Consider the following 23,505-nt stretch of genomic DNA (forward strand, 5'->3'; position numbering starts at 1 on the left):
TAACGTCCAATGACCGATTAGTGAAGGTATTTGACGGGAGTTTGGTATTCCAGCGCGGAATACTGACGCTCTACAGCGCTGCGGTATATCATGCACCTTTCAATCAACACCAAAACCACTTTTTATGGCTACCACCAACACACTTTCCGACCCCGCTATCCAGCTCCAGCTCCGCCAAGCCAAAATGGATGACATTCCCCAAATTGCCGCGCTATCCGAGCGCGTTTATGCAGGCACGGGGATGTACGGCTACCCAGAGCCGGTACTGATCGGGCAGCAAAATCACTTCCCAGAAGGGCAATTTGTGGTGGTCGCAGGCGAAAAAATCGTCGGTTACTGCGCCACCCTGCGCGTCAGCGAAAAACGCGCATTCAAGCAACACAACTGGGGTGAAATCACCGGCAACGGCTATATCGCGACCCACGACCCCCACGGCGAATGGCTCTATGGCATGGAAGTGTGCGTCGATCCCAACTACCGTGGCTACCGCATCGGGCAACGTCTGTACAATGCCCGCAAACAATTAGCGCAAGACCTCTCGCTGAAAGGCATCGTCTTCGCCGGACGTTTGCCCACGCTTGCCAGCCGCATCAAGCGTTACGGTACGGCGGAAGCGTATGTCGAAGCCGTGCGCAAAAAGGAACAGCGCGACCCAGTACTTTCCTTCCAGCTACGCAATGATTTCGAGTTCATCGGCTTAATTCCGCATTATTTGGATGCTGACCACCAATCAATGGGGTACGGTGTTCACATGATTTGGCGCAACCCCAAAGTCGCGCAAACGCCCACCAAAGGCAAACAGAAAAATTACGGCGGTCGCCAACCCGATAGCGTGCGTGTCGGCACGGTGCAATACCAGCAACGCAAAGTGCAATCGTTCGAGGAATTCATGGAAGCCGTCGCCTACTTCGTTGACGTGGTAGCCGATTACAAAGGCGATTTCGTGGTGTTCCCCGAACTCTTCACCCTGCAATTATTGTCGATGGAATCGCAGCAATTAAGCCCCGTGGAAGCCATTGAAGCGCTCACCAAATACACCCCGCAATTCCGCGAAGCCATGCGCGACCTGGCGTTGCGTTACAATATCAACATTATCGGCGGCTCTCACCCGACGCGGATGCCGAATGGGCGGGTGGAAAACATTTGCTATATTTTCCTGCGTGACGGCACGGTACACGAACAAGCCAAAATTCACCCCACGCCCAATGAAGCGTATTGGTGGAATATCGAAGGCGGCAGTGAATTGGATGTCATCCAAACCGATTGCGGCCCCATCGGGGTACTGATTTGCTACGACTCGGAATTTCCCGAACTGGCACGCCACCTCACCGATCAGGGCGCACAAATTTTGTTTGTGCCATTTTGCACCGATGAACGCCAAGGCTACTTGCGGGTGCGTTATTGCTGTCAGGCACGCGCCGTCGAAAATCAGATTTACGTGGTCATGTCCGGCAACTGTGGCAACCTGCCCAACGTCGCCAATATGGATATTCAATACGCACAAAGCTGCATTCTCACCCCATGCGACCTGCCGTTTGCGCGTGACGGTATCGCTGCCGACACCACCCCCAACACCGAAATGGTCGCCATGGCTGACCTGCGCCCTGATTTACTAATGACTGCCCGCAACAGTGGCTCGGTACAAAACTTGCGCGATCGCCGCCATGACTTGTACCACGTCCGCTGGAAAGGAAAATAGCCTCAAGGCAATGCCACGACTTCATCCCACACGGCGCGTTCTGCTTGATAACCAAGCAGAGCCGCCAACACCTGCTGCTTACGCTTTGCCCGATGCTCAAATGATTGGATTTGCTGCCAAGCCAGCGATTGATCACTGAAATTGCGGCGAATATTCCCCAAAAACTGCAACACCTGCGCCAATGCGGGCGTACCCTGCCAATCGTGCTGTGGCTGTTGCACCCACTGTTCCAAGGCTTGCACCTGCGCATTCACTGCCCCATGTTTCGCCTCATACAAGGCCAGCAATTCCTCCTCCACCGACTCCATCACCTGTTGCACCGCAACGGCATCGGCTAATTGCGCCAAATCGTACTGTTTCAGCCATGCCACCACCGAAAACAGCATTAAATCGCCAAAAAACTGGCGTTCAAACTCGTCCGAAATATCAATCGCGGCATCGTGTTGTTGCTCCACACCGGGGCGGAAACCGTCATCGGCATCCGTGGTACGCTTGTGCAACATCGGTAAATTCGCCGCCGCAAACCGCTCCCCAATTTCTGCCTGAATCAAACGCCCCGCCGTCGGCCCCGACATCCGCAGCCGCAAATGCCCAAACGGAATAATGTATTTCAACCCATCGAAATTCACGATGTAATTTCCGGGGTAAATGGTACGTGCCGGGGTCAGTGCCAACGGGTCAGCACCCGGTTGATACACCGTCTTGCGCGTCAAATGTTCGCCAAAGAAAAACGCCTGTAACCGCGCCGCAAAGGTTTCCAGACACGCCCGATGATCATGCGCCCCCGATAATGGGCAAGGGTAATCAAAATGGCTAGTCTGCTGTTCAAACCCAAATAATTTCGCCAAATCGTGATAAGCAGCATCGTGCGGTACGGGCGTATCCCGATGAAACTGGCACGCGCCATTGAGATCATAGTCAGCAATTTCGTGCAAAAACGCACTCACATCATCCAGAAAATTCGCTGCCATCACCGAGGGCGATACCGGCGGATCACCCACCAGTTTTCCGGTCAACATAGCGATGTCATTGGTTTGGAAAATCTGATTAATGTGATGGAAATAATCCAATTCCGGCAAAAACAACTGGTCACTATCCACCAGATAATACAAGGTGCGGTCTTTATTCCGCGTCAGTTGCAGCATTTTCAGGTAGCTGAGATTACGGTTTGCGGCCTGCCCTTTGCGGTAAAAACGTTCAGCGGGCTGCGTAGTCAGCAAGTTACCTAAATGCTGACGTTGCGCGGCGGGGATGCTTTGCAACACCTGATATTGTTCCGGCAGGTCGAAATGGATCACGTCCAGCCCTTTCGCGCTGTATTCCGTCACCAACGCCTGATGTGCCGCGATGCACTGCGGCTCACGGCTGTCTTCAGCAACCACAATCGTCATACCGCCGTCGTAGCCGTAGCGGGCGATTTGCTGGTGAATGCTTTCCAGACAATTGCGTAAATGCGCGGGGCGGTCAGCGACTGGAATACTCAAGATAAAATCAAAGGTTTGCATCATGCAGCCTTCCTTCTTTGATTTCTATCCACGTGAAAGTGTCCGACGGGCTACGTGCCAGAATATCAACGGCTTTAAAATCCAATGGGGCGCGTTGCATAACTGTGTCATAAAAACCGTTGGGTGCGTCATAGTTTATCGCCTGCCATTCCGTTGGAAAATGGAAGGTTAGTTGCCCTTCTGTGACTTCAGGCATGATGTGCATCCTGTTCACGGTCAAACTGGGCTAACTCTTCATCCAATGCCACGATGGTTTGCAAATCATCCAAGGAATCACCAGACTCCACCACTACGCCATCCTCCCCCTTGAGCAAGGAAAAATAGCGTGTCGGGATAGGCTGTTCCATTGTCAGAATATCCAATTCTTTCAGCAAAAAATAACTGTGCGTGGCGATGAAGATCTGAATACCTGCTTTTGCCAGTTGCAGAATGACACGCGCAACAACCTTGATCAAACGCGGGTTTAAATTCGCTTCCGGCTCATCCCAAAACAGATAACCGCCTTTTTGTAATGCGCCGACCGCAATCAGTTGCGCCAGCATTGCTAGTTTACGAATACCCTCCGCCACCAGCGGCATTTCCATTTTTTTATTATCTGATAATACCAAATAGAAACGTCCATTATCTAAGGAAATCTTACCGCCCATTGAATTTTCTAAAATAGAAAGCAAATCTACCATTGGTTTTTTTAGTGGTGGTTCACCCAACAATAAACACGTATCCCGATAAGTTTCCTCAAACTCAAGAAACCGCCCTTCATAAAGAGAAACAAAACCGGGATAAATTGTCAGTAACTCTCTTGTCGGTATAAAAACAGGACGAACATCCAACCATTGATTAGGTTTTTTGCGGATTTCACCTAACATGAAAGTATCGACGGTAAAAGCGCAATTCAAACCTGCTTCGTCAAACTCAAAAGAAACCGATAATTCAACTTCCGATCCCCTAATGAGTCCATCGACTCCTCTTGAGTGAAACACATTGTCCATCTTTCTTGCATAGTGCTGCTGCAATGTCGCTTCGTTGGGCACTGAATCGGGTTTTAACTTACCTTGATAATAATTTTCTGCCAGCACTGCATACGCCAGTTTCAACACATGCGTTTTACCCGTGCTGTTTTCACCGACGATGACGTTCAAGCCCGCTGCAAACTCAAAGTTGGCTTTGGAAAAAACAGTAAAATTTTCAATACTTAAGCGTTCCAGCATGGTTTTTCCTATCAGTCCAGATGAATCACAAGCTTGTTAGCAATCATAGCACAAGTCCTAACCTGCATCGTGCTACCGGCGCGAAGAATAATTGGGGTAAGCATCCTGATCCACCATTAATTCAATCAAATTAATACCCTGATGAAAATCGGCTAATTCAAACACACGTTGGCAATCAGCATCACTGGTGATTTTAAAATGGTTAATGCCAAACGATTGTGCCAATAGTGCGTAATCTGGGTTTTGAAAATCGCAATCGAGAAACCGCTGTTGATATTGCTGATGCTGGTTTTTGCGGATCAAACCCAAAGTCTGGTTATTGAACATAATGATAGTCAGCGGAATCTGGTAATTCACCGCCGTCATGATTTCCATGCAGCACATTTGAAAACCGCCATCGCCGAGAATCGCAAACATTGGCTTTTTCAAGGCAAAGCGTGCGCCAATTGCCGCAGGAATCGCATGACCTAATGACGACACGCCAGTATTCGGCACAAACAAATCATCCGCTTTCACCCGATAAAGGTTTTGCGCGAAAATAATATTGTCATCGACCAACACAATGCCTTCGTCAAAATGCTGTTCCAGCCGCGCAAACAGGGTTTTCACCAGTGCAAATTTTTCCCCGAAAATCACCGTATTATGCGCTATGTTTTGCTGGTCAATACGGCGTTTGAAGGCAGCAATATCCGGGCGTGGTTTCGGTTCAAGCCCTTGCGGAACACAACAGGCATTTATGGATTTGAGGAAATCACCAAGGTCGGACTGAATGGCTAAATCCGCTTTGAATACCTTTTCCAATTGCGCCACATTACGGTCAACCTGAATGATTTTACTGGGGTTTAATACGCCCTGTTTCCACACATAACTGGTACGTTCATTGAATCCCGCCCCCAACAAAATAATCAGGTCAGCTTCTTCCATGAAATAGTGCATGGCATGACCGCTGGACGTAACCCCCAAACTGCCCAAAGCGAGTTCGGAACGTTCGTCAATAGCACCCTTGCCCTTCAAGCTGGTGGCAACCGGAATATTGAGGTGGTCACTGAACCGACGCAATTCGGCACGCGCTTGCGCCGATTGCAGGCAACCGTAACCCGCGAGAATCACCGGACGTTGCGCTTGGCGGATCATTTCCGCGCATTGTTCCAACAGTTGTGGGGAAATTTGCAGCTTGGGTGGCGGCTTTAATGTGGGCAATTTTTCCAGAATCGCCGCATCAACCAGCTCCTTCTGCACATTCACCGGGATGCTCAATACCACAGGCCCCGGCACGTCAGAAACCAATTGCCGAGCGGCTTGGTTCAGCACGTTAGTGAGGTAATCGGTGCGTTCGATCAGCTTGTGGTAGCGGGTTACACCGGAAAATAGCGCAGTCTGATCAATGCTGCCGCCCTCCCCCGAACTTTCCTGCAAACCACCACGCCCGAAAATGTGGGTCGGTGCTTCGCCGGTAATCACGATCATCGGCAATTTATCGGCGTAAGCGTTGGCAATGCCAGTGATCAGATTGCTTGCACCGGGGCCTGCGGTGGTAATGCACGCGCCAATCCGCCCGCTGACACGTGCATAACCGCCCGCCATGAATGCCGCACCCTGCTCGTGCTTAACCAGTACAGTCTGAATGCTGGAGTCGTAGAGGTCGTCGTATACCGGCAAAATATGCGCCCCAGGCATCCCGAAAATCGTGTCCACCCCCAACTGTTGCAGGAATTTGACGATGAGTTGGCTGACCTGAATTTGCATGAAAGGCTACCTGTGCCGCTTAAACGTAGAATTGGCAAACGATAACCCAAACAGCGCCGCTTGTGGCACTGATTTTGTGCAAATTTCCAACACTAGGCGGCTAACAGCACCAATTGTGGCACGGCAGTTTCTGAATCTGCCCACAAAATTGCGTTCTGTGCGTATTGCTCACCCAATGATTTAGCATTCTCCAAATCCAAACCCGGCACTAGAAAACTCGCCTCGCCTTGCCACTCGCCCGCCGGATCTAAGCCAATCGCAGGAATGGTCATATAACCGTGCTCTGCTAACTCTGCCGCCAATTGCTGTTGCGCAAGGGCATTTTCAGCCTCACTCAATGGCCAGCTATGCGGATTGCAAGCGGTGATAAACGCCGCACACGTATGTCCCATTTCCCGCAATAACTGCGCCAATTCATCGGACGGGCTATCCGTCCGCAGCGTAAATGCGCCCTGTGGGTATTGCACTTGGTAATGGGCAGCGTGATACGCCGCCAGTAATTCTGTTGTCATCATTGAAAGTCCCCATTTATTGATACTGTTATTCGCCCAAAATCACGCCACCGAACAGCGCAGGATTTCGCCAAGCCTCGTCTTGTTTGGCTTTCCATGCCAATTTGCCGTCGCGGTCGCCGCCGTCGTCATCGTCGTTAACATGAATATCCAAGCCCATGCGTTGCCCTGCACGCGGATCAATGCCCAAGCCCGCCCAAGGTAGGGTGACATCCAGCACGTAACCATTACCGGAACGGGTCACGCTATGCTTCAATGGTACGCGGTCAATTTTCGGTGAGTTTTTGCCCAAGACAACTTTGCCAGCTTTCAGGTCAAAAATGAAGTGGAAATCGTTGCGTTGGTCATATTGCTGGCTCATGGAACCATCCGCATCCAGATACAATTCAACGGCATCGTCTTCCCAAGGCAACGTGGAATCGCTCACGCCGGGGCGGTCATCTTCCACCCCAATACGCAAATAGAGGTGTTGCTGATCCCAGCTTGCTTGCCACATTGCCGCCAAATCTGCCGTGCCGTCGATTTTGCCATTCAGCACATTACGCAATTGATAGGCAGAAGCCTCCGCCCAGACATCCGCCGGATTACGCGCTTGCCGGATCAAGGCATTGCCTCCAGCAACGTATTGTTCCTTAGGCATGGTGCGCATGGTCACTAAAGTGGTTTCCGCTGGCGGTAAGGGCGCATCTTCTGGTGGAATATTTCCCATTGGGAATGGCGGCGGTTCACCGTGGATAGGTTCGTACTGCGGCGCGGTCGCATCCAAGGGTTCAGATTGGGTTTTCATCGCCTCCAACGTCACCGCCGGTTTTGCCTGCCGCACCAACGTATCCCCAGAACAACCGTTCCACCAACAGCGATTGGCGCGGGTGAATTCCAGCAAAGCCTTATGTTTTGGCGCTTGTGCATCCGGCTGGGTAATGTATTCCTTGGTGCCAAAACTGCCGTATTTGCGGTAAATGCGCGGTGAGCTGAAATGCACAAATAATTTGCCTCCCGCTTGCTTCCAGCCCGTCAAGAGGTCTCGATAAATGGCTGCCATTTGTGGGTGACGATTGGCGGCATAAAACAGAGGGTTCGGGTGCTGAGCGTCGGATTTGGTGGTCATATCCACCAAATGTTGCCCACCTTCATACGCAATCAAATCCACCCCAAAGCTTTTTGCCACCTCGGCTTGTTTCTCAATCAATTTGATTTCATTCGGCAAGGAATGTGGGTACTTCGGATCAGTCATTACTCGGAAAATATCACTGACACTGCGTGCCTGACGTAAAGCATTGGCATCGCCATACACATAGGGTGCGACGGCATAAGCATCGGTAAAGCGGTAGGCACCGTTGTAAGACAAAATGGTTTTGCTCATGCGTGTGCTACCGATTAAGCCCGACATCACCCGCACTACCCGCTTATTGCCGCGAAAGACTTGTTCCCAAATCCCAAACACATCCACCGAACGCTTGGAATAGAATTTATACGCCGCCTGATTCGGGTCAGGGTCTAAGCCCATTTGCACCCCTTGCTGCTTGGCAAAAGCGTGTTGGGTAAATACGCCATTCCACACTTCGTTGGAATATTCCACGTACACTTTTAAGGTCGGCTCAAGATTGGCTTGCACATACTCGGCAAAGCGACGGATGAAGTCATTGCTGGCGGCATGAGGCATGGAAAACCACGGGTCGGCGTGCAAGCGATTCGCAAGTTCCACCATCACTTCCATCGGTGCGCCGCGAATCCCTTCTGCACCACCCCAAGTTTGTTGATCAATGCTGGCACGATCCTCCCACGCATACACCGGGTTACGGGTAATCCCGCTCATATTCATGAAACGGATCACGCGAAAATCACGCATATACGTCAAATAATCAGGGTTAAAAATGATTTTGCTGGAATGCTGTTCAAATGACAGGTAATTCCCCGAACACTGTCCCGCACCCGCCACGCGCTGAAACGGGTTATTCGCACAAATCCCCCCCAGCGGCAAAATACGGATATTGCGGATGGGATTCGCCGGATTCGTTGCCAAAATAAATAAGGTTGCGTTTAACTCATTGTCTTTACCCGGATCGAGATTGATGATGTCACGCCCCAACACGCCCTCGACTAAAGCGGCATCGTTACGGTAATCAAGCTTACCTTCGCCCTCATACAGCACAATGTACTTACCACTGGGAATCGTACCCGCCGGTAATTTGCTGACAAAGCGCGTACCCGCTTGCCCGCCCTGAGCAATCTTTTTGGGCCAACCGTTGCGATCGTACTCGATGTGACCCTTGTTTAACTGCCGCGCCTCGCGGAATGGCAAGGACATTTTCATCAAATCAATGAACGGCACACTGGAATCGTCATCCATGATTTCATTGGTATTCGTCCCCAATGCCGAATGACTGTTATAGAACGCCTCGGCAGGTGTCATGGCTGCTAAACCCAATAGCAACAGAACAACCAAAGCCCAGCGGCTTCCCTCTGAATGGCAAGCATTTATCATGATTAAGTAAACCCCATGTTATCGTAAGCAGCAGCACAAGCCTCGCGCCAACACTGCCTTTTCCCCAATTCGTTATGCTTGGAAAACCAATATGTTCTTTAAGTTCCCTTTTCGCTATTATTCCATCCTTTTGCTGACAAGCGACTGAACCGGATCTTAATACCATGCAAAAGCTGATTATCGAAGGTGGCGTAACCCTAGACGGAGACGTAGAAATCTCTGGGGCGAAAAACGCTGTCCTGCCCCTGCTCGCTGCCACCTTACTGGCAGAAACCCCCATGACCATCCGCAATGTGCCACGCCTGAAGGATGTGTCCACCCTCGCGGCAGTCATCGCGGGCATGGGTGTTACCGTGGAAACTGACGAACACAATAATGTCCACACCGACACTGCCACCATTCAGCATTTTGTTGCGCCGTATGACTTGGTACGCACCATGCGGGCTTCGATTCTGGTATTAGGGCCAATGGTAGCGCGTTACGGTGAAGCCGAAGTGTCCCTGCCCGGTGGGTGCGCGATTGGTTCACGCCCGGTCAATATTCACTTGAGTGGTTTGGAAGCAATGGGTGCGAAGATTGTGGTCGAAGAAGGCTACATCCGCGCTACTGCCAAGCGCCTCAAGGGTGCGAAAATCGTCATGGACATTGTGACGGTGACAGGTACCGAAAACTTGCTAATGGCGGCGGTATTAGCGGAAGGCACAACGGTTCTGGAAAATGCCGCGCGTGAACCAGAAGTGGTCGACCTTGCCAACTGCCTGATTGCGATGGGCGCAAAGATCAAAGGCGCGGGCACTGACAAAATCACCGTTGAAGGCGTCACCAGCCTCAAAGGCGTCGATTACAGCGTACTACCCGACCGTATTGAAACCGGCACTTTCCTCGCGGCAGCGGCGATTACCGGCGGGCGCGTGAGGACATTAAAAGCAGCACCTGATACACTTGATGCTGTACTGCACAAATTCACCGAAGCAGGCGCATTGGTTACAAGCGGCGCGGATTGGATCGAAGTCGATATGCGGGATCGCACCCTGAAAGCGGTCGATATTCGCACCGACCCCTACCCCGCGTTTCCCACCGATATGCAAGCGCAATTCATGGCAATGAATGCAGTGTCGCGGGGCATTGGGGTGATTGTCGAAACCATTTTCGAGAACCGCATGATGCACGTTGCCGAACTGATGCGCCTGGGGGCAAATATCCGCTTGGAAGGCAATACCGCCATCGTCGCCGGAATGCCATATCTCAAAGGTGCGCCAGTAATGGCAACCGATTTACGCGCTTCCGCCTCGCTAGTGCTGGCAGGCTTGGCAGCGCAAGGCAAAACCACGGTGGATAGGATTTACCACACCGACCGTGGTTATGAACGTATTGAAGAAAAACTCTCCCGACTGGGTGCGCGTATCCAACGGGTAAATGGATAAGATTGTGAAACAGACACTGACCATTGCGCTATCCAAAGGGCGCATCTTTAAAGATACCGCACCGCTGTTAAAAGCCGCCGGTATCGAACCTTTGGACGACCCCGAAACCAGCCGTAAACTGATCCTCGACACCAACCGCGACGATGTGAAAATTGTCATTATTCGTGCCACCGATGTGCCAACCTATGTGCAATACGGCGCGGCGGATTTGGGTGTGGCGGGCAAAGACGTGCTCATGGAACACGGCGGTCAAGACCTCTACGAACTGGTGGATTTGCAAATCGCACGTTGCAAACTGATGGTTGCAGGCTTCCCCGATCGCCCATTACCCACCACTGGGTTGAAAGTCGCCACCAAGTTTGTGAACTGCACACGGCGCTATTTTGCCGAACAAGGCCGTCAAGTCGACATCATCAAACTATACGGCTCGATGGAACTTGCCCCACTGGTTGGCTTGGCCGATTGCATTGTGGACGTGGTGGACACTGGCAACACCTTACGCGCCAATGGCTTAGCCCCACTGGAACACATGGCAGACATTACGTCGCGCCTGATCGTTAACAAAGCATCCATGAAACTTAAACACGCCCCGATTCGTGAGCTAATTGCCCAGATTCAGGCGGCTGTCGCACAGAGGAACGCCTAATGAAATATCCAACCGACGACTTACGCATCATCGGTATGCACGAACTCACGCCGCCGGTAGAACTGCACCGTGAATACCCACTGAGCGAAACCGCCACCGAAACCGTGCATGACGCCCGTGAAATTGCACACCGCATCCTGCACGGTGAAGACGACCGCTTGCTGGTAGTGGTTGGCCCATGCTCCATTCACGATGTGGATGCAGCAATGGAATACGCCACGCGCTTGCAGCCCTTACGCGATGAGTTAAAAGATCAGTTGCATATTATTATGCGGGTGTATTTCGAGAAGCCACGCACCACCATTGGCTGGAAAGGCTTGATCAATGACCCGGATATGGATAACAGCTTCCACATCAACAAAGGCTTGCGCATGGCGCGTAAGTTATTGCTGGATCTGAACAATATGGGAATGCCTGCTGCTACCGAATACCTCGATCTGATTAGCCCGCAATACCTGGCGGATTTGGTAAGCTGGGCAGCGATTGGCGCACGTACTACCGAAAGCCAAGCGCACCGCGAACTCGCTTCAGGGGTTTCTTGCCCGATTGGTTTCAAGAACGGCACGTATGGCAACCTGAACATTGCGATTGACGCCATTGGCGCATCCTCCCGCCCGCACCATTTCCTGTCTGTTACCAAGGAAGGGCATACCGCGATTTTTGCGACCAAAGGTAACGAAGATTGCCACGTGATTTTGCGCGGTGGGCAAGAGCCGAATTACGATGCGACCAGTGTTGCCGCTGCCGTCGCCGCATTGGAAAAGGCCAAACTGCCGCCGTATCTGATGGTCGATTTCAGCCATGCGAATAGCTACAAAGACTATCGCCGCCAACCGGAAGTCGCCGCGAATGTCGCCGCGCAAATTGCCGCAGGTAACAAAGCCATTAGCGGTGTGATGATTGAAAGCCACTTGGTCGAAGGCAACCAAAAAGCCGACGGCAAACAGCGCGAAGAATTGGTTTACGGACAAAGCATCACCGACGCTTGCATCAACTTCGACACCACCGAAGCAGTGCTGCGTCAGTTGGCGGAAGCTGTAGAAACACGGCGTAAGCAATAGGAGTTAACACATGCTCAACATGACCGAATTAACCACCACCGACAGCGCGTTCTGGAGCAAGTTGCAAGACCTGCTGGCGTGGGAAAGCGTCTCCGATGACGCGGTATTCAACACCGTCAACGGTATCCTCAAAGATGTGCGCAAACGCGGTGACGCGGCGGTAGTCGAATACACCAACCGCTTCGACCGCATGAGTGTGGGCAGCATGGCGGAACTGGAAATTCCTGCCGATCGTGTGCAAGCAGCACTGACCAAAATCACGCCAGAACAGCGTACCGCCTTGGAAGCAGCGGCAGCTCGCCTAAAGTCTTACGCCCAACACCAATTGCTGGATTCGTGGAGTTACACCGAAGCCGACGGCACGTTGCTGGGGCAACAAGTCACTGCGTTGGATCGGGTCGGTTTGTACGTCCCCGGTGGCAAAGCGGCTTACCCCTCTTCGGTGCTGATGAATGCCGTGCCTGCCAAAGTTGCCGGTGTGCCAGAATTAATCATGGTCGTACCCACCCCCGATGGTGAGGTCAACGAATTGGTACTGGCAGCCGCCGCGATTTCCAACGTTGACCGCGTGTTTGCCATCGGTGGCGCACAAGCGGTTGCGGCACTGGCTTACGGCACAGCAACCGTTCCGCAAGTGGATAAAATCGTCGGCCCCGGTAATATCTACGTCGCCACTGCCAAACGCATGGTGTATGGCACGGTCGGTATTGACATGATTGCAGGCCCTTCCGAAATCCTCGTGGTGTGCGATGGTAAAACCAACCCGGACTGGATTGCGATGGATCTATTTTCGCAAGCAGAGCACGACGAAGACGCGCAATCCATTCTGGTCTGCCCCGATGCGGATTTCATCGCACAGGTGAAAGCCAGCATCAACCGTTTAGTAGAAGAAATGCCGCGTAAGGCGATCATTTCTACCTCGCTGCAAAACCGTGGTGTGTTGATTCATGTGCAAGATATGGCAGAAGCGGTGAAAGTCGCCAACTATATTGCGCCGGAACATTTGGAGCTTTCCGTGGAGAATCCACGTGAAATGGCAACGCAAATCCGTCATGCAGGCGCGATTTTCATGGGACGTTACACAGCGGAAGCGGTGGGTGACTACTGTGCGGGGCCAAACCACGTATTGCCGACTTCACGTACTGCACGTTTCTCCAGTCCGCTGGGGGTGTATGACTTCCAGAAACGCTCTTCCTTGATTGATTGTTCAGCAGAAGGTGCTTCAGCACTGGGTAAGATTGCCTCCGTATTGGCACGCGGCGAAGGTTTAGTGGCACACGCCCGTTCAGCCGAATATCGCATCAAAGACTAAGCGCTTCTGTTCATCATTTCCCCTCCAAAAGCCCCGTTTGTCGGGGCTTTTTTGTTCACTGCAAAAAGTTCACCGTAATTGCAAAAAATTTGCAGAAAACCTCCAAAACCCTCTTTACATTAGTAAGTGCTAATATTATTATTATCCCATACTGAAACTTTCCAAAAACATTCGCTAGGAGATAAAATTATGAAACTGCAAACTATCGCTTTCGCTGCCCTGATCGCTTTCGCTGGTGCTGCTTCTGCTGAATTCACTGATGGCTTTGACAATGGTTCTGCTACTGGTCAAGGCGCTGGTCAAGGCACTGCTTCTACCAGCGGTCAAGGTACTGGTTACGGCACTGGTAACGGCGACGTAAACGGCTGGGGTCGTGGTAAAGGTGATGCTGACGGTGAAGTTGATTTCGCGATCACTTTCAAAGGCAAAGGTCGCACTAACATGGATACCGACATGGCTGCTAACGGCAAAGGCAATGGCGACTGGTACGGTGCTGGCAACGGTTATGGCTACGGCAACGGCACTGGCAACGGTTACGGCTACAACAACTTTGCTGCTAACGGCGCGAACAACGGTTTCGCTCCAGCCATGATGGCTCCACCAATGGCGATGCCTACTGCACAAGCACCAGGTGCTGCTGCTCCAGTTGCACCTGTTACTGCTCAATAAGACTAACGCAAGCACCACAGTTTGCTAAAAGGCATCCTTCGGGATGCCTTTTTTGGTTTATTCTCAGCGCTTTTACCGTATTATCCCGCTTTTAGCCGCTAACACACGAATTCTGCATGAATCTACCCGATATTCTAAAAGCTTGGCCACTGTACATTTTGCCGCACCACTTTATTTCCCGGCTGGTATTCCGCCTGACCCGCATCCAATGCCCAACCTTGGTTCCCCCCGCCATCCGTTTATTCAGCAAGGTGTTCAAGGTCAATTTAGCGGAAGCGCTCAACCCTGATCCCGCGAGTTATCTGACTTTTAATGCGTTTTTCACCCGCCCATTGCAACCTGCCCTGCGCCCAATGGCAGCAGGCGCTCAGGTAATGGTTAGCCCGGTGGATGGGCGCATTAGTCAAATGGGTAAAATTGAAGCGGGGCGCATTTTCCAAGCCAAAGGCCATGAATATTCTGCCGTGGAATTGCTCGGCGGGGATGATGTGCGGGCTGCCCCGTTTATGCAGGGTCAGTTCATGACGATTTACCTGTCCCCGCGTGATTATCACCGCATTCACATGCCACTCACCGGCACATTGACTGAACAAGTTTACGTACCGGGGCGACTTTTCAGCGTGGCGGGGCATACCGTGCGCACCATTCCGCGCTTATTTGCCCGCAATGAACGAGTCGTGACGCTGTTTGATACCGAATTCGGCAAGCTAGCAATGGTTTTAGTGGGCGCAATCAATGTTGCCGCCATTGAAACAGTATGGGATGGGCTGGTCACGCCTCCACAAGGTTGGGGCGTCAAGCGTCAAACATTCCCAGATGTTAATTTGGCAAAAGGTGCGGAAATGGGGCGTTTCAATATGGGTTCTACCGTGATCTTATTATTGGAAAACCCCAGTCTGGCATGGAATCAAGCACTAGGGGCTGACGTAGCGCTTCAGTTAGGACAAGCATTAGCAGAATTACCCGCAAAGGATTAAAGCGATGAAAACATATCAACAGGATTTTCTGGATTTTGCCATCGGGCAAGGCGTCTTGCGTTTCGGCGAATTCACCCTCAAATCAGGTCGGATTAGCCCGTATTTTTTCAATGCAGGCTTGTTCCAAACCGGCTCCGCTATCTCACGCCTTGGTAAATTTTACGCGCAAGCGATTGTCGACTCTGGTTTGGCATTCGACATGCTGTTTGGCCCTGCCTACAAAGGGATTCCGTTAGCAGCAGCGACAGCGATTGCGTTGTATGAATACCACGGCAAAGATTACCCTTACGCCTTCAACCGCAAAGAAGCCAAAGACCACGGCGAAGGCGGCACGATTGTTGGCGCTCCCCTGCAAGGGCGGGTATTGGTCATTGATGATGTCATGACCGCAGGCACTGCGATTCGTGAAGCAGCGGATATTGTCGCGGCTCAAGGGGCAAGCCTAGCGGGTGTCGCCATTTCACTCGACCGTCAGGAACGCGGCAAAGGGGAACAATCGGCTGTTCAGGAAGTGGAAGCCCTGTACGGTATCAAGGTCATTAGCATCGTGGGCTTGCAGGAAGTTATCAGCCACGTGGGCAGCAGCCTGCACGACGCAGCTTTGCTGGAAAAAGTACAAGCTTACCGCCGCGAATTCGGGGTTTAAAAGCACGCCTAAAAACGCGCCTGCAATACCGATTCCGGGGAATTTCCACCAGAAGGTATCCAACGCTGTAAGCAATCCGCGCTGGTTACACACGGGTCAGTCAGGGTGTGCAGAAAATCAACTAAGTACTGCACATCCTCTTCCTGATACGCTTGCCCCGCCATATCGGCATTGCCGCTCAACATTTCCCGCAAATTCACTGCCACCTGTTCGGTAGGAATATTAGGCTGCTTTAATTGCCCGCTGTCATAATGCAGCGCGGCTTGAAACGGGTTCAACATATGCCGCACCATCGCCTCAAGGCTGGTATACGCGCCATTATGCCCCCACGGCCCCGTCATGGCGACATTCAGCAAACTCGGCGTGCGAAACCGGAACTTATCATCCGGGTGTTGTGTTACTAACCAGCGTCCATAATCCTGTTGCACCGCCGTAACGGTATTGCTGCCCTTGCCCGGCCCTATCTGGGGCATTAATACATTGCGGAATTGTTCATCCGTAAAAAAATCACCTTTATGGCAGCTTGCACAAGCATAGCCGCCTGCCTCACGTTCCCGGAAAAACAATAAGGCACCGCGTTTCGCCGGTTCGCTGATGGCTGCCACATCACCTTGCACATAATGTTTCCAAGGATTATTCACAAATACTTGGGAACGTTGATATTCCCCCAATGCCGCAGCAATCGTTTGCTCAGTAATCAACTCGGTTGCCGGTGCGTGCGGTTGTTGGTAAGCCTGACGAAATGCATCAAGCCAATAATCCGTTTCCGCAGCAGGCAACCGCGCCTCACCACTGACCCCATAAGCTCCCAAACGCTCGGCTAAACGTTCACGGCATGATTGCGATGTACCACCGGCATCGAATAGTTCTCCGCGCATTTCATGATTGGATGTCACCGGAAAACGTGCCTGAGCATGAACTAAATTACCTCCGGCTAAGGGATCTGGCTGCAAATAAGCCACATCGGGGGTCGTAATCCCTACCTCAAGTTGCGCGATACGCCCATCATGAAACATAAACTGCCGCCACAAACCGATATTAAACGTCGTCGGCGCATTACGTGGCACACTAGGACGAAGCTTACCCTGTAACAAACGTTTGTGACCCAATACATTCGGGTCAGCAGCGTCCACCCCAATCGACAACGACAAACTATCACCACCACCCAATAAGGGATGATGACAACTCGCACAAGCCACATTCCGATTACCGGACAGTGCTTTACTAAAAAATAGTTGCATCCCTAATTGGGCTAACGGTGATTCAATCGCGGGCAAGATTCGCCCCTGTAGCACATCCCCCGTCAGTCCATGCTGTTGAATCAGCGTATTCAGCATGGCATCCCTTTCAGAGCGCAATACTTTGTCAGTACTATTGTCGGGCTTATGAATAGTGCTCGTCACCGCCTCATCCTGACAGCCTGCCAATAATAACAATACACACGTAACGGCAATAATATTTGACGACATAGTAAGAAAGACACTAATGGCAATGAAGCCATTCATTATTACATTGTCATAGATCAAGTCGGGAGGATGTTTGTCTGCCAAACCCTACCTTTTGGTGTATTCTGTCTGCGGTATTATGTGTTTAGAATCTGTTTTGTAATAAAAAGCATTAAATACACGCTAAATTAATGGAGTTCCACAATGTCTAAACTAGTAGGCGTATTTATTCTCGGGATACTGGTCGGTTGGTTAATCGAATGGATTTTTGTCCGGCTGTTTGTACCTAATCCCAAGAAAAAAGTTGAAGCCGCCCTGAAAGCCAGCCGCAAAGAAAATGACACACTGCAACAGCAAAACCGCGCCTTGCAAGCGGAGCTAACGGCAGTAAAAATGAAGCAAGAAACCGTCGTAACCACTGAACCTGTCGTTACACCTGCGCCAGAAACCGCAACTACCGACATCACAACACCAGCAGTGGAAACAACCGTTACTGAAGTAGCGACAGCGGTTACTGAGAGTGCAAATAACGATGATTTAACCAAGCTCAGTGGTATTGGCCCAAAACTAGCCGAAGCCATGCAAGCCAATGGCATCCAAAGTTACGCACAATTAGCCATATTGAGCACGGATGATTTGAATGAAAAACTGGCATCCAGCGGTATTCGCTATAGCAAAGCAATCGCAGAAAGCTGGGCTAAGCAAGCAACATTTGCAGCCGCCAGTGATTGGAGTGGATTAAAAACGTATCAACAAACGTTAAAAAGTTAACGATAATATCCGGGGCGGTTCATGCATAACCGCCCCTTCTAACCACGCTTACTGCCAAATTAGAGTAAGTTATGGCGCTTCAGCTTAGTACGCAGAGTAGCACGGTTAATACCCATGCACTGCGCTGCCTTAGACTGGTTGTTATGCGTATAACGCATCATGATTTCCAGCATAGGGCGCTCAACTTCATCCAACACCAAACGATAAATGTTTGACGCTTCATGATCACCCAGCGTATCCAGATAATCTTGTAAAGTACGAGCAACCGTTTCAGACAAAGAAGCGTCCAGACCGGCACGAGAAGATGTATTCGTCATATTGATGCAACCTTTTTAGTATTTGTCGGTACGATTCTACACAATGTTTCATTAACCGTAGCCAACTGCTTTTCAGAAGTCGTGATCGCCAAATTCCCTTTAATAACTTGTATCGGAGGTGATTCGATCCAGATACCACCCGAATGCTTCCGTGCAATACGGACATTTGTATCCGCTCCATATAAGTCGTGCATAGCCCCAATGTGATCCAAAACGACTCGACACCTTCCATAGACCTCTGGTTGTGCAAAAAGTTTTCTTAGATTTAGAAAAATTTTGCACTTCCCAGCACATCTTTGGTTAACCCCAAGTCACTCGACCAATTACCGGCTATCGGCATGTGTGCAACCTAGAATGGTTTTTTATACATAAACCATCTAAGTAAACGCATATCCTGAATAAAAGAGTACCACAGAGTGAAATCTATCCAATAGTTTGAGTAGATAAGCGGTAGTTTATCACAGAAAGACGGGAAAGATTTAGACTCAGAAAATGTACTGACACGTCAGTGCGCAGATTAAAACATAACCACATCAAACCGCCATTCCTCAAGCATCCGCTGGGGCAGGAATAGCCGTTTTTGCCAGCTTCCCCCCGGTACGCAAAATATTCTCCACCTCCCGGAAACACTCTGCCTTGCCCCCCTCAAGCACCAACACATCATCGGCTTGCAAAGAAATATCAGCGGAAGGCTCTTCACCACGAATATCACCACGCCGCAATGCCTTAATGCATACCGCAAAACGTTCCAACTCCAGCGCTGCAATCCGTTTACCCGTAGCATAATCCCCCTCCCGCAACCTAACGGTGTGCAAAAATGCCTCGGTTTTCTTGCCCACTTGCAAGGTGTTATCGCGCTCACCATGATAATAACTGTGCAAGGCACGGTAACTGTCACGGCGTATTTTTTCCGTCATCTGAAACACTTCATCGGGGCTGAAACCGAGTTGTTCCACAATACGTTGGGTAATCATCAGGGTGGCTTCCAAGGTTTCCGGTAACACACTGGTTGCGCCCAAACGTATCAAGGTTTGCAGGTGACGTTCATCACGGGTACGCACCAATACCGGAATATCAGCGTGCTTAAGACGTACTGCCTCAATAATGCGTTTGGCGACCTCGACCTCTATCACCGTAATCACCACCATACGGGCGCGTTCCAAACCCGCCGCCATCAAAATTTCTGGGCGGGTTGCATCAGCATAATGTACCGGATCGCCTGCCTCCCACGTCCTTCCCACAATGCCGGGGTCAAGATCAAGCGCAATATACGGCACACCTTGTTCCTGTAAAAAGCGTGCAATATTCTGCCCCATCCGTCGGTAGCCGCAGAGAATAACATGATTTTCCACTTCATTGACGGCGGTACTGACTTCTTCTGCCTCTTTAAAACGCTGGTGCGTATAAGTATCCGCCAACAGAACATTCGTAATTTTTTCGTTATAACGAATCAGAAACGGCGAAATCGCCATACTGATCACAATCGCAGCCAAGGTCGTTTGCGCTTCACTCGGCGACATCACCTCATTGCTTAACGCCAACGCCAGCAAGGCAAACCCAAACTCGCCCCCTTGCGCCAACACCAGCCCCGTGCGCAACGAAGTCGCATTATTTTTCACAAAAAACCGGGTTAGCACCGCAATCAGCAAGCCTTTGCCCACAATCAAGCCTAATACCAGCAGCAATACCGGCAACCACAATGAAGGCAGGATGGCGAGATCCAACTTCGTCCCCACCGTGATGAAAAAGATACCCATCAAAATATCGCGGAAAGGTCGTATTTCACTTTCGATCTGGTGCTTGTACTCGGTTTCACTCAGCAACATCCCGGCTAAAAACGCCCCCAGAGCCAATGACAAATTCATGGATTGCGTCAACCAAGCCGCAGTCAGTGCCACCAACAGTACAGTGATATTAAACAACTCGACCGATTCGGTGCGCGAAACATATTGAAACAATGGGCGCAAGGTATAACGCCCAATCAGTAACATGCCAAAAAACAATACCCCGCCCATGATCACGTAAAATAGTAATTGGAGCGTATTTATCTCCAACTCAGCACCACCAGCCACCAGTGGAATCATGACCAAAAAGGGAACGACTGCGATGTCTTGAAACAATAAAATCCCTAAGGCTGACTGCCCGTGCGGCGCTCGCATTTCCGCCTGATCCGTCAATTGCTTAACCACAATTGCTGTCGACGACATCGCCATCGCGCCACCAGCCACCAAAGCACTTTGCCAAGACACGCCAAAGTAGGACAAAATCATCACGCCTGACAAGGTAGAAATCAATACCTGTAAACCGCCCAAACCTATGATCGTGGTGCGCATCGCCATGAATTGTTTCAGTGAAAATTCCAGCCCAATCGCGAACAGCAGGAAAACCACTCCCACCTCGCCCATGAACTCAAGACTTTCATTTTCTGGAATAAATGCCAGACCATTCTCCCCCATTACAATGCCTACCAATAGGTAGCCAAGAATCGGCGGCAAATGTAAAGTACGGAATGCAGCCACTGCACCAACGGACACTACCAGCAATAATAAGATGCTTTCTAAGAGCCCTTTCCCGTGTTGTAATACTTCGTGCTCAGCCAAGGAATCCCCTACAATTTCATCATTAAAAGTTGTTAAATCGTTTTGTTAAGTATACGGGTTTCTGACCGTATACACACGGTATCGGTTCAGTTCTTATCCAAGTTCAAGTGCAATCATTCATGAAAAAAATCGCAAACAGGTCGTCATTAATAAGCTATTTATGGGTAGCCCCCATCACTGTTTGGTGTTTACCGTTAGCGTTATTAGCAAAATGGACTGGCGGTGGTTACGCCCTACACACGGGTGTCTTAGAAATTTGGGGCGGCTGGGTTGGGCGTTGGTTAGTGCGTGGTATTCCCTTTCTCGGTGCGGTAAATGCTATTACTGTCGGGCATTGCGTTGCTGGTGTTTCCCCCCGACACTTGCACAGCAGTCGGGTGCATGAACGGGTGCATGTAGAACAATTCGAGCGCTGGGGCTGCTTATTCCCCTTCGTGTATTTTATCGCCGGGGTACGGGCGCAACAACGCGGCGGCAGCTTCTATTGGGATAACCCTTACGAAATCGAAGCCCGCGCCAGAGCCGCAGCAACAAGGGACTGTTAGAACATGGATATTATTTTTCGTGAATATGGCGCAATCATCCGCCAGAAATGGGGCTGGTTTGTCGTCGTTATGATCGGCATTACCGGCGGCGCGGGGCTGGAGCTGTTAGTACCGCTGTATTACAAAGAAATTGCCAATGGCTTGTCCAAAACCTTCACGGCGGATACGCATCACATACTGCTGCAAAATCTGACCTACATTGCCATGACTTACGGCGTCATTTGGCTGAGTTGGCGGGCGCTGGAACTGGGCATGATCATGTTCCAAAGCTGGGGCTTAAACAAACTCGATAAACGCTGTTTTGACGTGCTGGTAAAACAACGCGCCCACTTTTTCGAGAACAATTTTGCGGGCAGCTTGGTCAAGCAAGCCAACCGTTTCATCAAAGCGTTTGAAACCATTATCGACTGGATGATTTTTCAGTTTTACGGCAATGTGCTGCAAATCACCCTCGCCTTCATTATTTTTTACCAGCAACAACCCACGTTTGCGCTGTATTTTCTGATATGGGTTGCCATCTTTTTGGGCTGGAGCGGTGGCTTTCTGGTGTGGAAATTGAAATTCGACCTGCGCGTCGCGGCGATGGATTCCAAACTCGGCGGAGCGTATGCCGATGGTATTAGCAATATTGCCATTGTCAAAAGCTTTGCACTGGAACAACACGAACGTGCCAATATCGGCGCACTGGCAGATGAATCTTACCGCGTCCGCAATGTCGCTTGGCTGTTAACATTCGTCTCGTTTGCCGTGCAAAGTATGCTGGTTTTCGGCATCGAATTGCTGCTGATTTATTGGATGATCGGCGAATGGCAAAACGGTGCATTCGAGATCGGTGAATTTGTGTTGTTCCAAACTGTACTGCTCATCCTGATCAAACACTTGTGGGATTTTGGGATGAATTTCCGGCGCTTTTTCAGCGTATTGGCGGATGCGCGTGAAATGGCAGACGTTTTTCGGCAAACAGATTTGGAAGATGATCACGCGGATATGCCAACCCACACCATTACGCAAGGTGACATTCGCTTTGAGCAACTGGGGTTTGCGTATGGCAAAGCGGATAAGCAAGTCGGCTTGTTTCATGATTTCAACCTGCACATCCAACCCGGTGAAAAAGTGGCATTGGTGGGGCATTCTGGCTCAGGCAAAACCTCGCTGACCAAATTGTTATTCCGCTTTGTCGACCCGCAGCAGGGCAGAATTTTGTTCGATGACCTGGATGCTACGGAGTTTTCATTGGCTTCATTACGCTCACAAATTTCGCTGGTTCCGCAGCAACCGGATCTGTTTCACCGCAGTATCCGCGACAATATTGCGCTGGGCAAAGACATCCCCGATGAGGCGTTGCGTGAAGTTGCCCGCAAAGCCCGTGCCTTGGATTTCATCGACAAACTGCCGCAAGGCTTTGACACGCTGGTGGGCGAACGTGGCGTGAAACTGTCCGGCGGTGAAAAGCAACGCATCGCGATTGCCCGCGCTTTTCTGGAAGATGCGCCGATTGTGGTGCTGGATGAAGCCACCAGTGCTTTGGATTCACTCACCGAACAGCAAATCCAAGTCGCTATTTTCGAGCTGATCGAGCGAAAAACCGCGATTGTGATTGCGCACAGACTAGCAACCATTCTGCGCATGGACAGAATCATTGTGTTGGAAAATGGCGAGATTATCGAACAAGGCACGCACAGTGAATTGCTGGCATTGCGCGGCAAATACCACGAAATGTGGCAACACCAAAGTGGAGAGTTCCTGTAACGCAAAAAGGCTGACGTTAAGTCAGCCTTTTTAAATGATATGGCGCATCCGGAAGGATTCGAACCTCCGACCACCTGGTTCGTAGCCAGGTACTCTATCCAACTGAGCTACGGATGCGCTGGAAGAGGTGCGCATTATGCTAACTTGTTCAGAGTCGGTCAAGCAAAATTTCAAAAAATTTTACTTGT

At 50.7% G+C, this 23,505-nt stretch carries 20 protein-coding genes and 1 tRNA gene; 11 read left to right on the forward strand and 10 right to left on the reverse strand.

Annotated elements, in window-relative coordinates:
- The first annotated feature begins 124 nt into the window (after positions 1–124).
- A complete protein-coding gene (locus L2Y54_RS18110; protein ID WP_236498048.1) occupies positions 125–1,699 on the forward strand; it encodes a bifunctional GNAT family N-acetyltransferase/carbon-nitrogen hydrolase family protein in 1,575 nt (524 codons plus the stop codon).
- Positions 1,700–1,701: 2 nt separating this feature from the next.
- Here the strand turns inward: L2Y54_RS18110 and L2Y54_RS18115 are convergent, their stop codons facing one another.
- The 6 genes from L2Y54_RS18115 to L2Y54_RS18140 all read right to left on the reverse strand — a co-directional run bounded on the left by L2Y54_RS18115 (position 1,702) and on the right by L2Y54_RS18140 (position 9,155).
- Positions 1,702–3,207: a hypothetical protein gene (locus tag L2Y54_RS18115; RefSeq protein ID WP_236498049.1), complete on the reverse strand. Its 1,506-nt coding sequence runs from the start codon at positions 3,205–3,207 to the stop codon at positions 1,702–1,704.
- Positions 3,191–3,400, reverse strand: coding sequence for a hypothetical protein (locus L2Y54_RS18120; RefSeq protein ID WP_236498050.1), 210 nt, complete (start codon positions 3,398–3,400; stop codon positions 3,191–3,193). The genes L2Y54_RS18115 and L2Y54_RS18120 overlap by 17 nt, the downstream gene beginning before the upstream one ends.
- Positions 3,393–4,412, reverse strand: coding sequence for an AAA family ATPase (locus tag L2Y54_RS18125; protein WP_236498051.1), 1,020 nt, complete (start codon positions 4,410–4,412; stop codon positions 3,393–3,395). Before L2Y54_RS18125 ends, L2Y54_RS18120 begins: the two co-directional genes overlap by 8 nt.
- A 72-nt stretch (positions 4,413–4,484) precedes the next feature.
- Positions 4,485–6,158, reverse strand: coding sequence for a thiamine pyrophosphate-binding protein (locus L2Y54_RS18130; RefSeq protein ID WP_236498052.1), 1,674 nt, complete (start codon positions 6,156–6,158; stop codon positions 4,485–4,487).
- 92 nt (positions 6,159–6,250) lie between these two features.
- Positions 6,251–6,673, reverse strand: coding sequence for a DUF3293 domain-containing protein (locus L2Y54_RS18135; protein WP_236498053.1), 423 nt, complete (start codon positions 6,671–6,673; stop codon positions 6,251–6,253).
- A gap of 25 nt (positions 6,674–6,698) precedes the next feature.
- Positions 6,699–9,155, reverse strand: a complete 2,457-nt coding sequence (locus L2Y54_RS18140; protein WP_236498054.1) for a CBM9 family sugar-binding protein — start codon at positions 9,153–9,155, stop codon at positions 6,699–6,701.
- Positions 9,156–9,319: 164 nt separating this feature from the next.
- Between L2Y54_RS18140 and murA the strand changes: the two genes are divergently transcribed.
- The 7 genes from murA to pyrE all read left to right on the forward strand — a co-directional run bounded on the left by murA (position 9,320) and on the right by pyrE (position 15,890).
- Positions 9,320–10,579 (forward strand): UDP-N-acetylglucosamine 1-carboxyvinyltransferase, encoded by a 1,260-nt coding sequence (gene murA / locus L2Y54_RS18145; RefSeq protein ID WP_236498055.1) that lies wholly within the window; start codon positions 9,320–9,322, stop codon positions 10,577–10,579.
- 4 nt (positions 10,580–10,583) lie between these two features.
- Positions 10,584–11,225, forward strand: a complete 642-nt coding sequence (gene hisG, locus L2Y54_RS18150; RefSeq protein WP_236498057.1) for an ATP phosphoribosyltransferase — start codon at positions 10,584–10,586, stop codon at positions 11,223–11,225.
- Positions 11,225–12,286: a 3-deoxy-7-phosphoheptulonate synthase AroG gene (gene aroG / locus L2Y54_RS18155; RefSeq protein WP_236498059.1), complete on the forward strand. Its 1,062-nt coding sequence runs from the start codon at positions 11,225–11,227 to the stop codon at positions 12,284–12,286. Before hisG ends, aroG begins: the two co-directional genes overlap by 1 nt.
- 10 nt (positions 12,287–12,296) lie before the next feature.
- A complete protein-coding gene (gene hisD, locus L2Y54_RS18160) occupies positions 12,297–13,598 on the forward strand; it encodes a histidinol dehydrogenase (protein ID WP_236498060.1) in 1,302 nt (433 codons plus the stop codon).
- Positions 13,599–13,787: 189 nt separating this feature from the next.
- Positions 13,788–14,267: a hypothetical protein gene (locus L2Y54_RS18165; protein ID WP_236498061.1), complete on the forward strand. Its 480-nt coding sequence runs from the start codon at positions 13,788–13,790 to the stop codon at positions 14,265–14,267.
- Between the two features lie 116 nt (positions 14,268–14,383).
- Positions 14,384–15,244, forward strand: a complete 861-nt coding sequence (gene asd / locus L2Y54_RS18170; protein WP_236498062.1) for an archaetidylserine decarboxylase — start codon at positions 14,384–14,386, stop codon at positions 15,242–15,244.
- Between the two features lie 4 nt (positions 15,245–15,248).
- Positions 15,249–15,890 carry an orotate phosphoribosyltransferase gene (gene pyrE, locus L2Y54_RS18175; RefSeq protein ID WP_236498064.1) on the forward strand — a complete coding sequence of 214 codons (642 nt, stop codon included), beginning with the start codon at positions 15,249–15,251 and terminating at the stop codon, positions 15,888–15,890.
- Between the two features lie 8 nt (positions 15,891–15,898).
- On the opposite strand, the gene L2Y54_RS18180 is transcribed toward pyrE, so the two are convergent.
- Positions 15,899–17,359, reverse strand: a complete 1,461-nt coding sequence (locus L2Y54_RS18180; protein ID WP_236498066.1) for a cytochrome-c peroxidase — start codon at positions 17,357–17,359, stop codon at positions 15,899–15,901.
- Positions 17,360–17,539: 180 nt separating this feature from the next.
- Here L2Y54_RS18180 and L2Y54_RS18185 point away from each other — a divergent pair, with 180 nt between their 5' ends.
- A complete protein-coding gene (locus L2Y54_RS18185; protein WP_236498067.1) occupies positions 17,540–18,106 on the forward strand; it encodes a helix-hairpin-helix domain-containing protein in 567 nt (188 codons plus the stop codon).
- Positions 18,107–18,165: 59 nt separating this feature from the next.
- Here the strand turns inward: L2Y54_RS18185 and L2Y54_RS18190 are convergent, their stop codons facing one another.
- Positions 18,166–18,423 (reverse strand): helix-turn-helix domain-containing protein, encoded by a 258-nt coding sequence (locus tag L2Y54_RS18190; RefSeq protein WP_202716555.1) that lies wholly within the window; start codon positions 18,421–18,423, stop codon positions 18,166–18,168.
- A gap of 548 nt (positions 18,424–18,971) precedes the next feature.
- Entirely contained in the window at positions 18,972–20,957 is a 1,986-nt protein-coding gene (locus L2Y54_RS18195) for a monovalent cation:proton antiporter family protein (RefSeq protein WP_236502062.1), read from the reverse strand.
- Between the two features lie 185 nt (positions 20,958–21,142).
- Between L2Y54_RS18195 and L2Y54_RS18200 the strand changes: the two genes are divergently transcribed.
- Complete coding sequence (locus tag L2Y54_RS18200) at positions 21,143–21,568, forward strand: hypothetical protein (protein ID WP_236498069.1); 426 nt, start codon at positions 21,143–21,145, stop codon at positions 21,566–21,568.
- Between the two features lie 3 nt (positions 21,569–21,571).
- Entirely contained in the window at positions 21,572–23,317 is a 1,746-nt protein-coding gene (locus tag L2Y54_RS18205) for an ABC transporter ATP-binding protein (protein WP_236498071.1), read from the forward strand.
- Between the two features lie 40 nt (positions 23,318–23,357).
- Here L2Y54_RS18205 and L2Y54_RS18210 read toward each other — a convergent pair.
- Positions 23,358–23,434: transfer RNA gene (locus L2Y54_RS18210), tRNA-Arg, on the reverse strand.
- Positions 23,435–23,505: the final 71 nt, after the last annotated feature.

Source organism: Thiothrix winogradskyi, from assembly GCF_021650935.1.
Lineage (GTDB): Bacteria > Pseudomonadota > Gammaproteobacteria > Thiotrichales > Thiotrichaceae > Thiothrix > Thiothrix winogradskyi.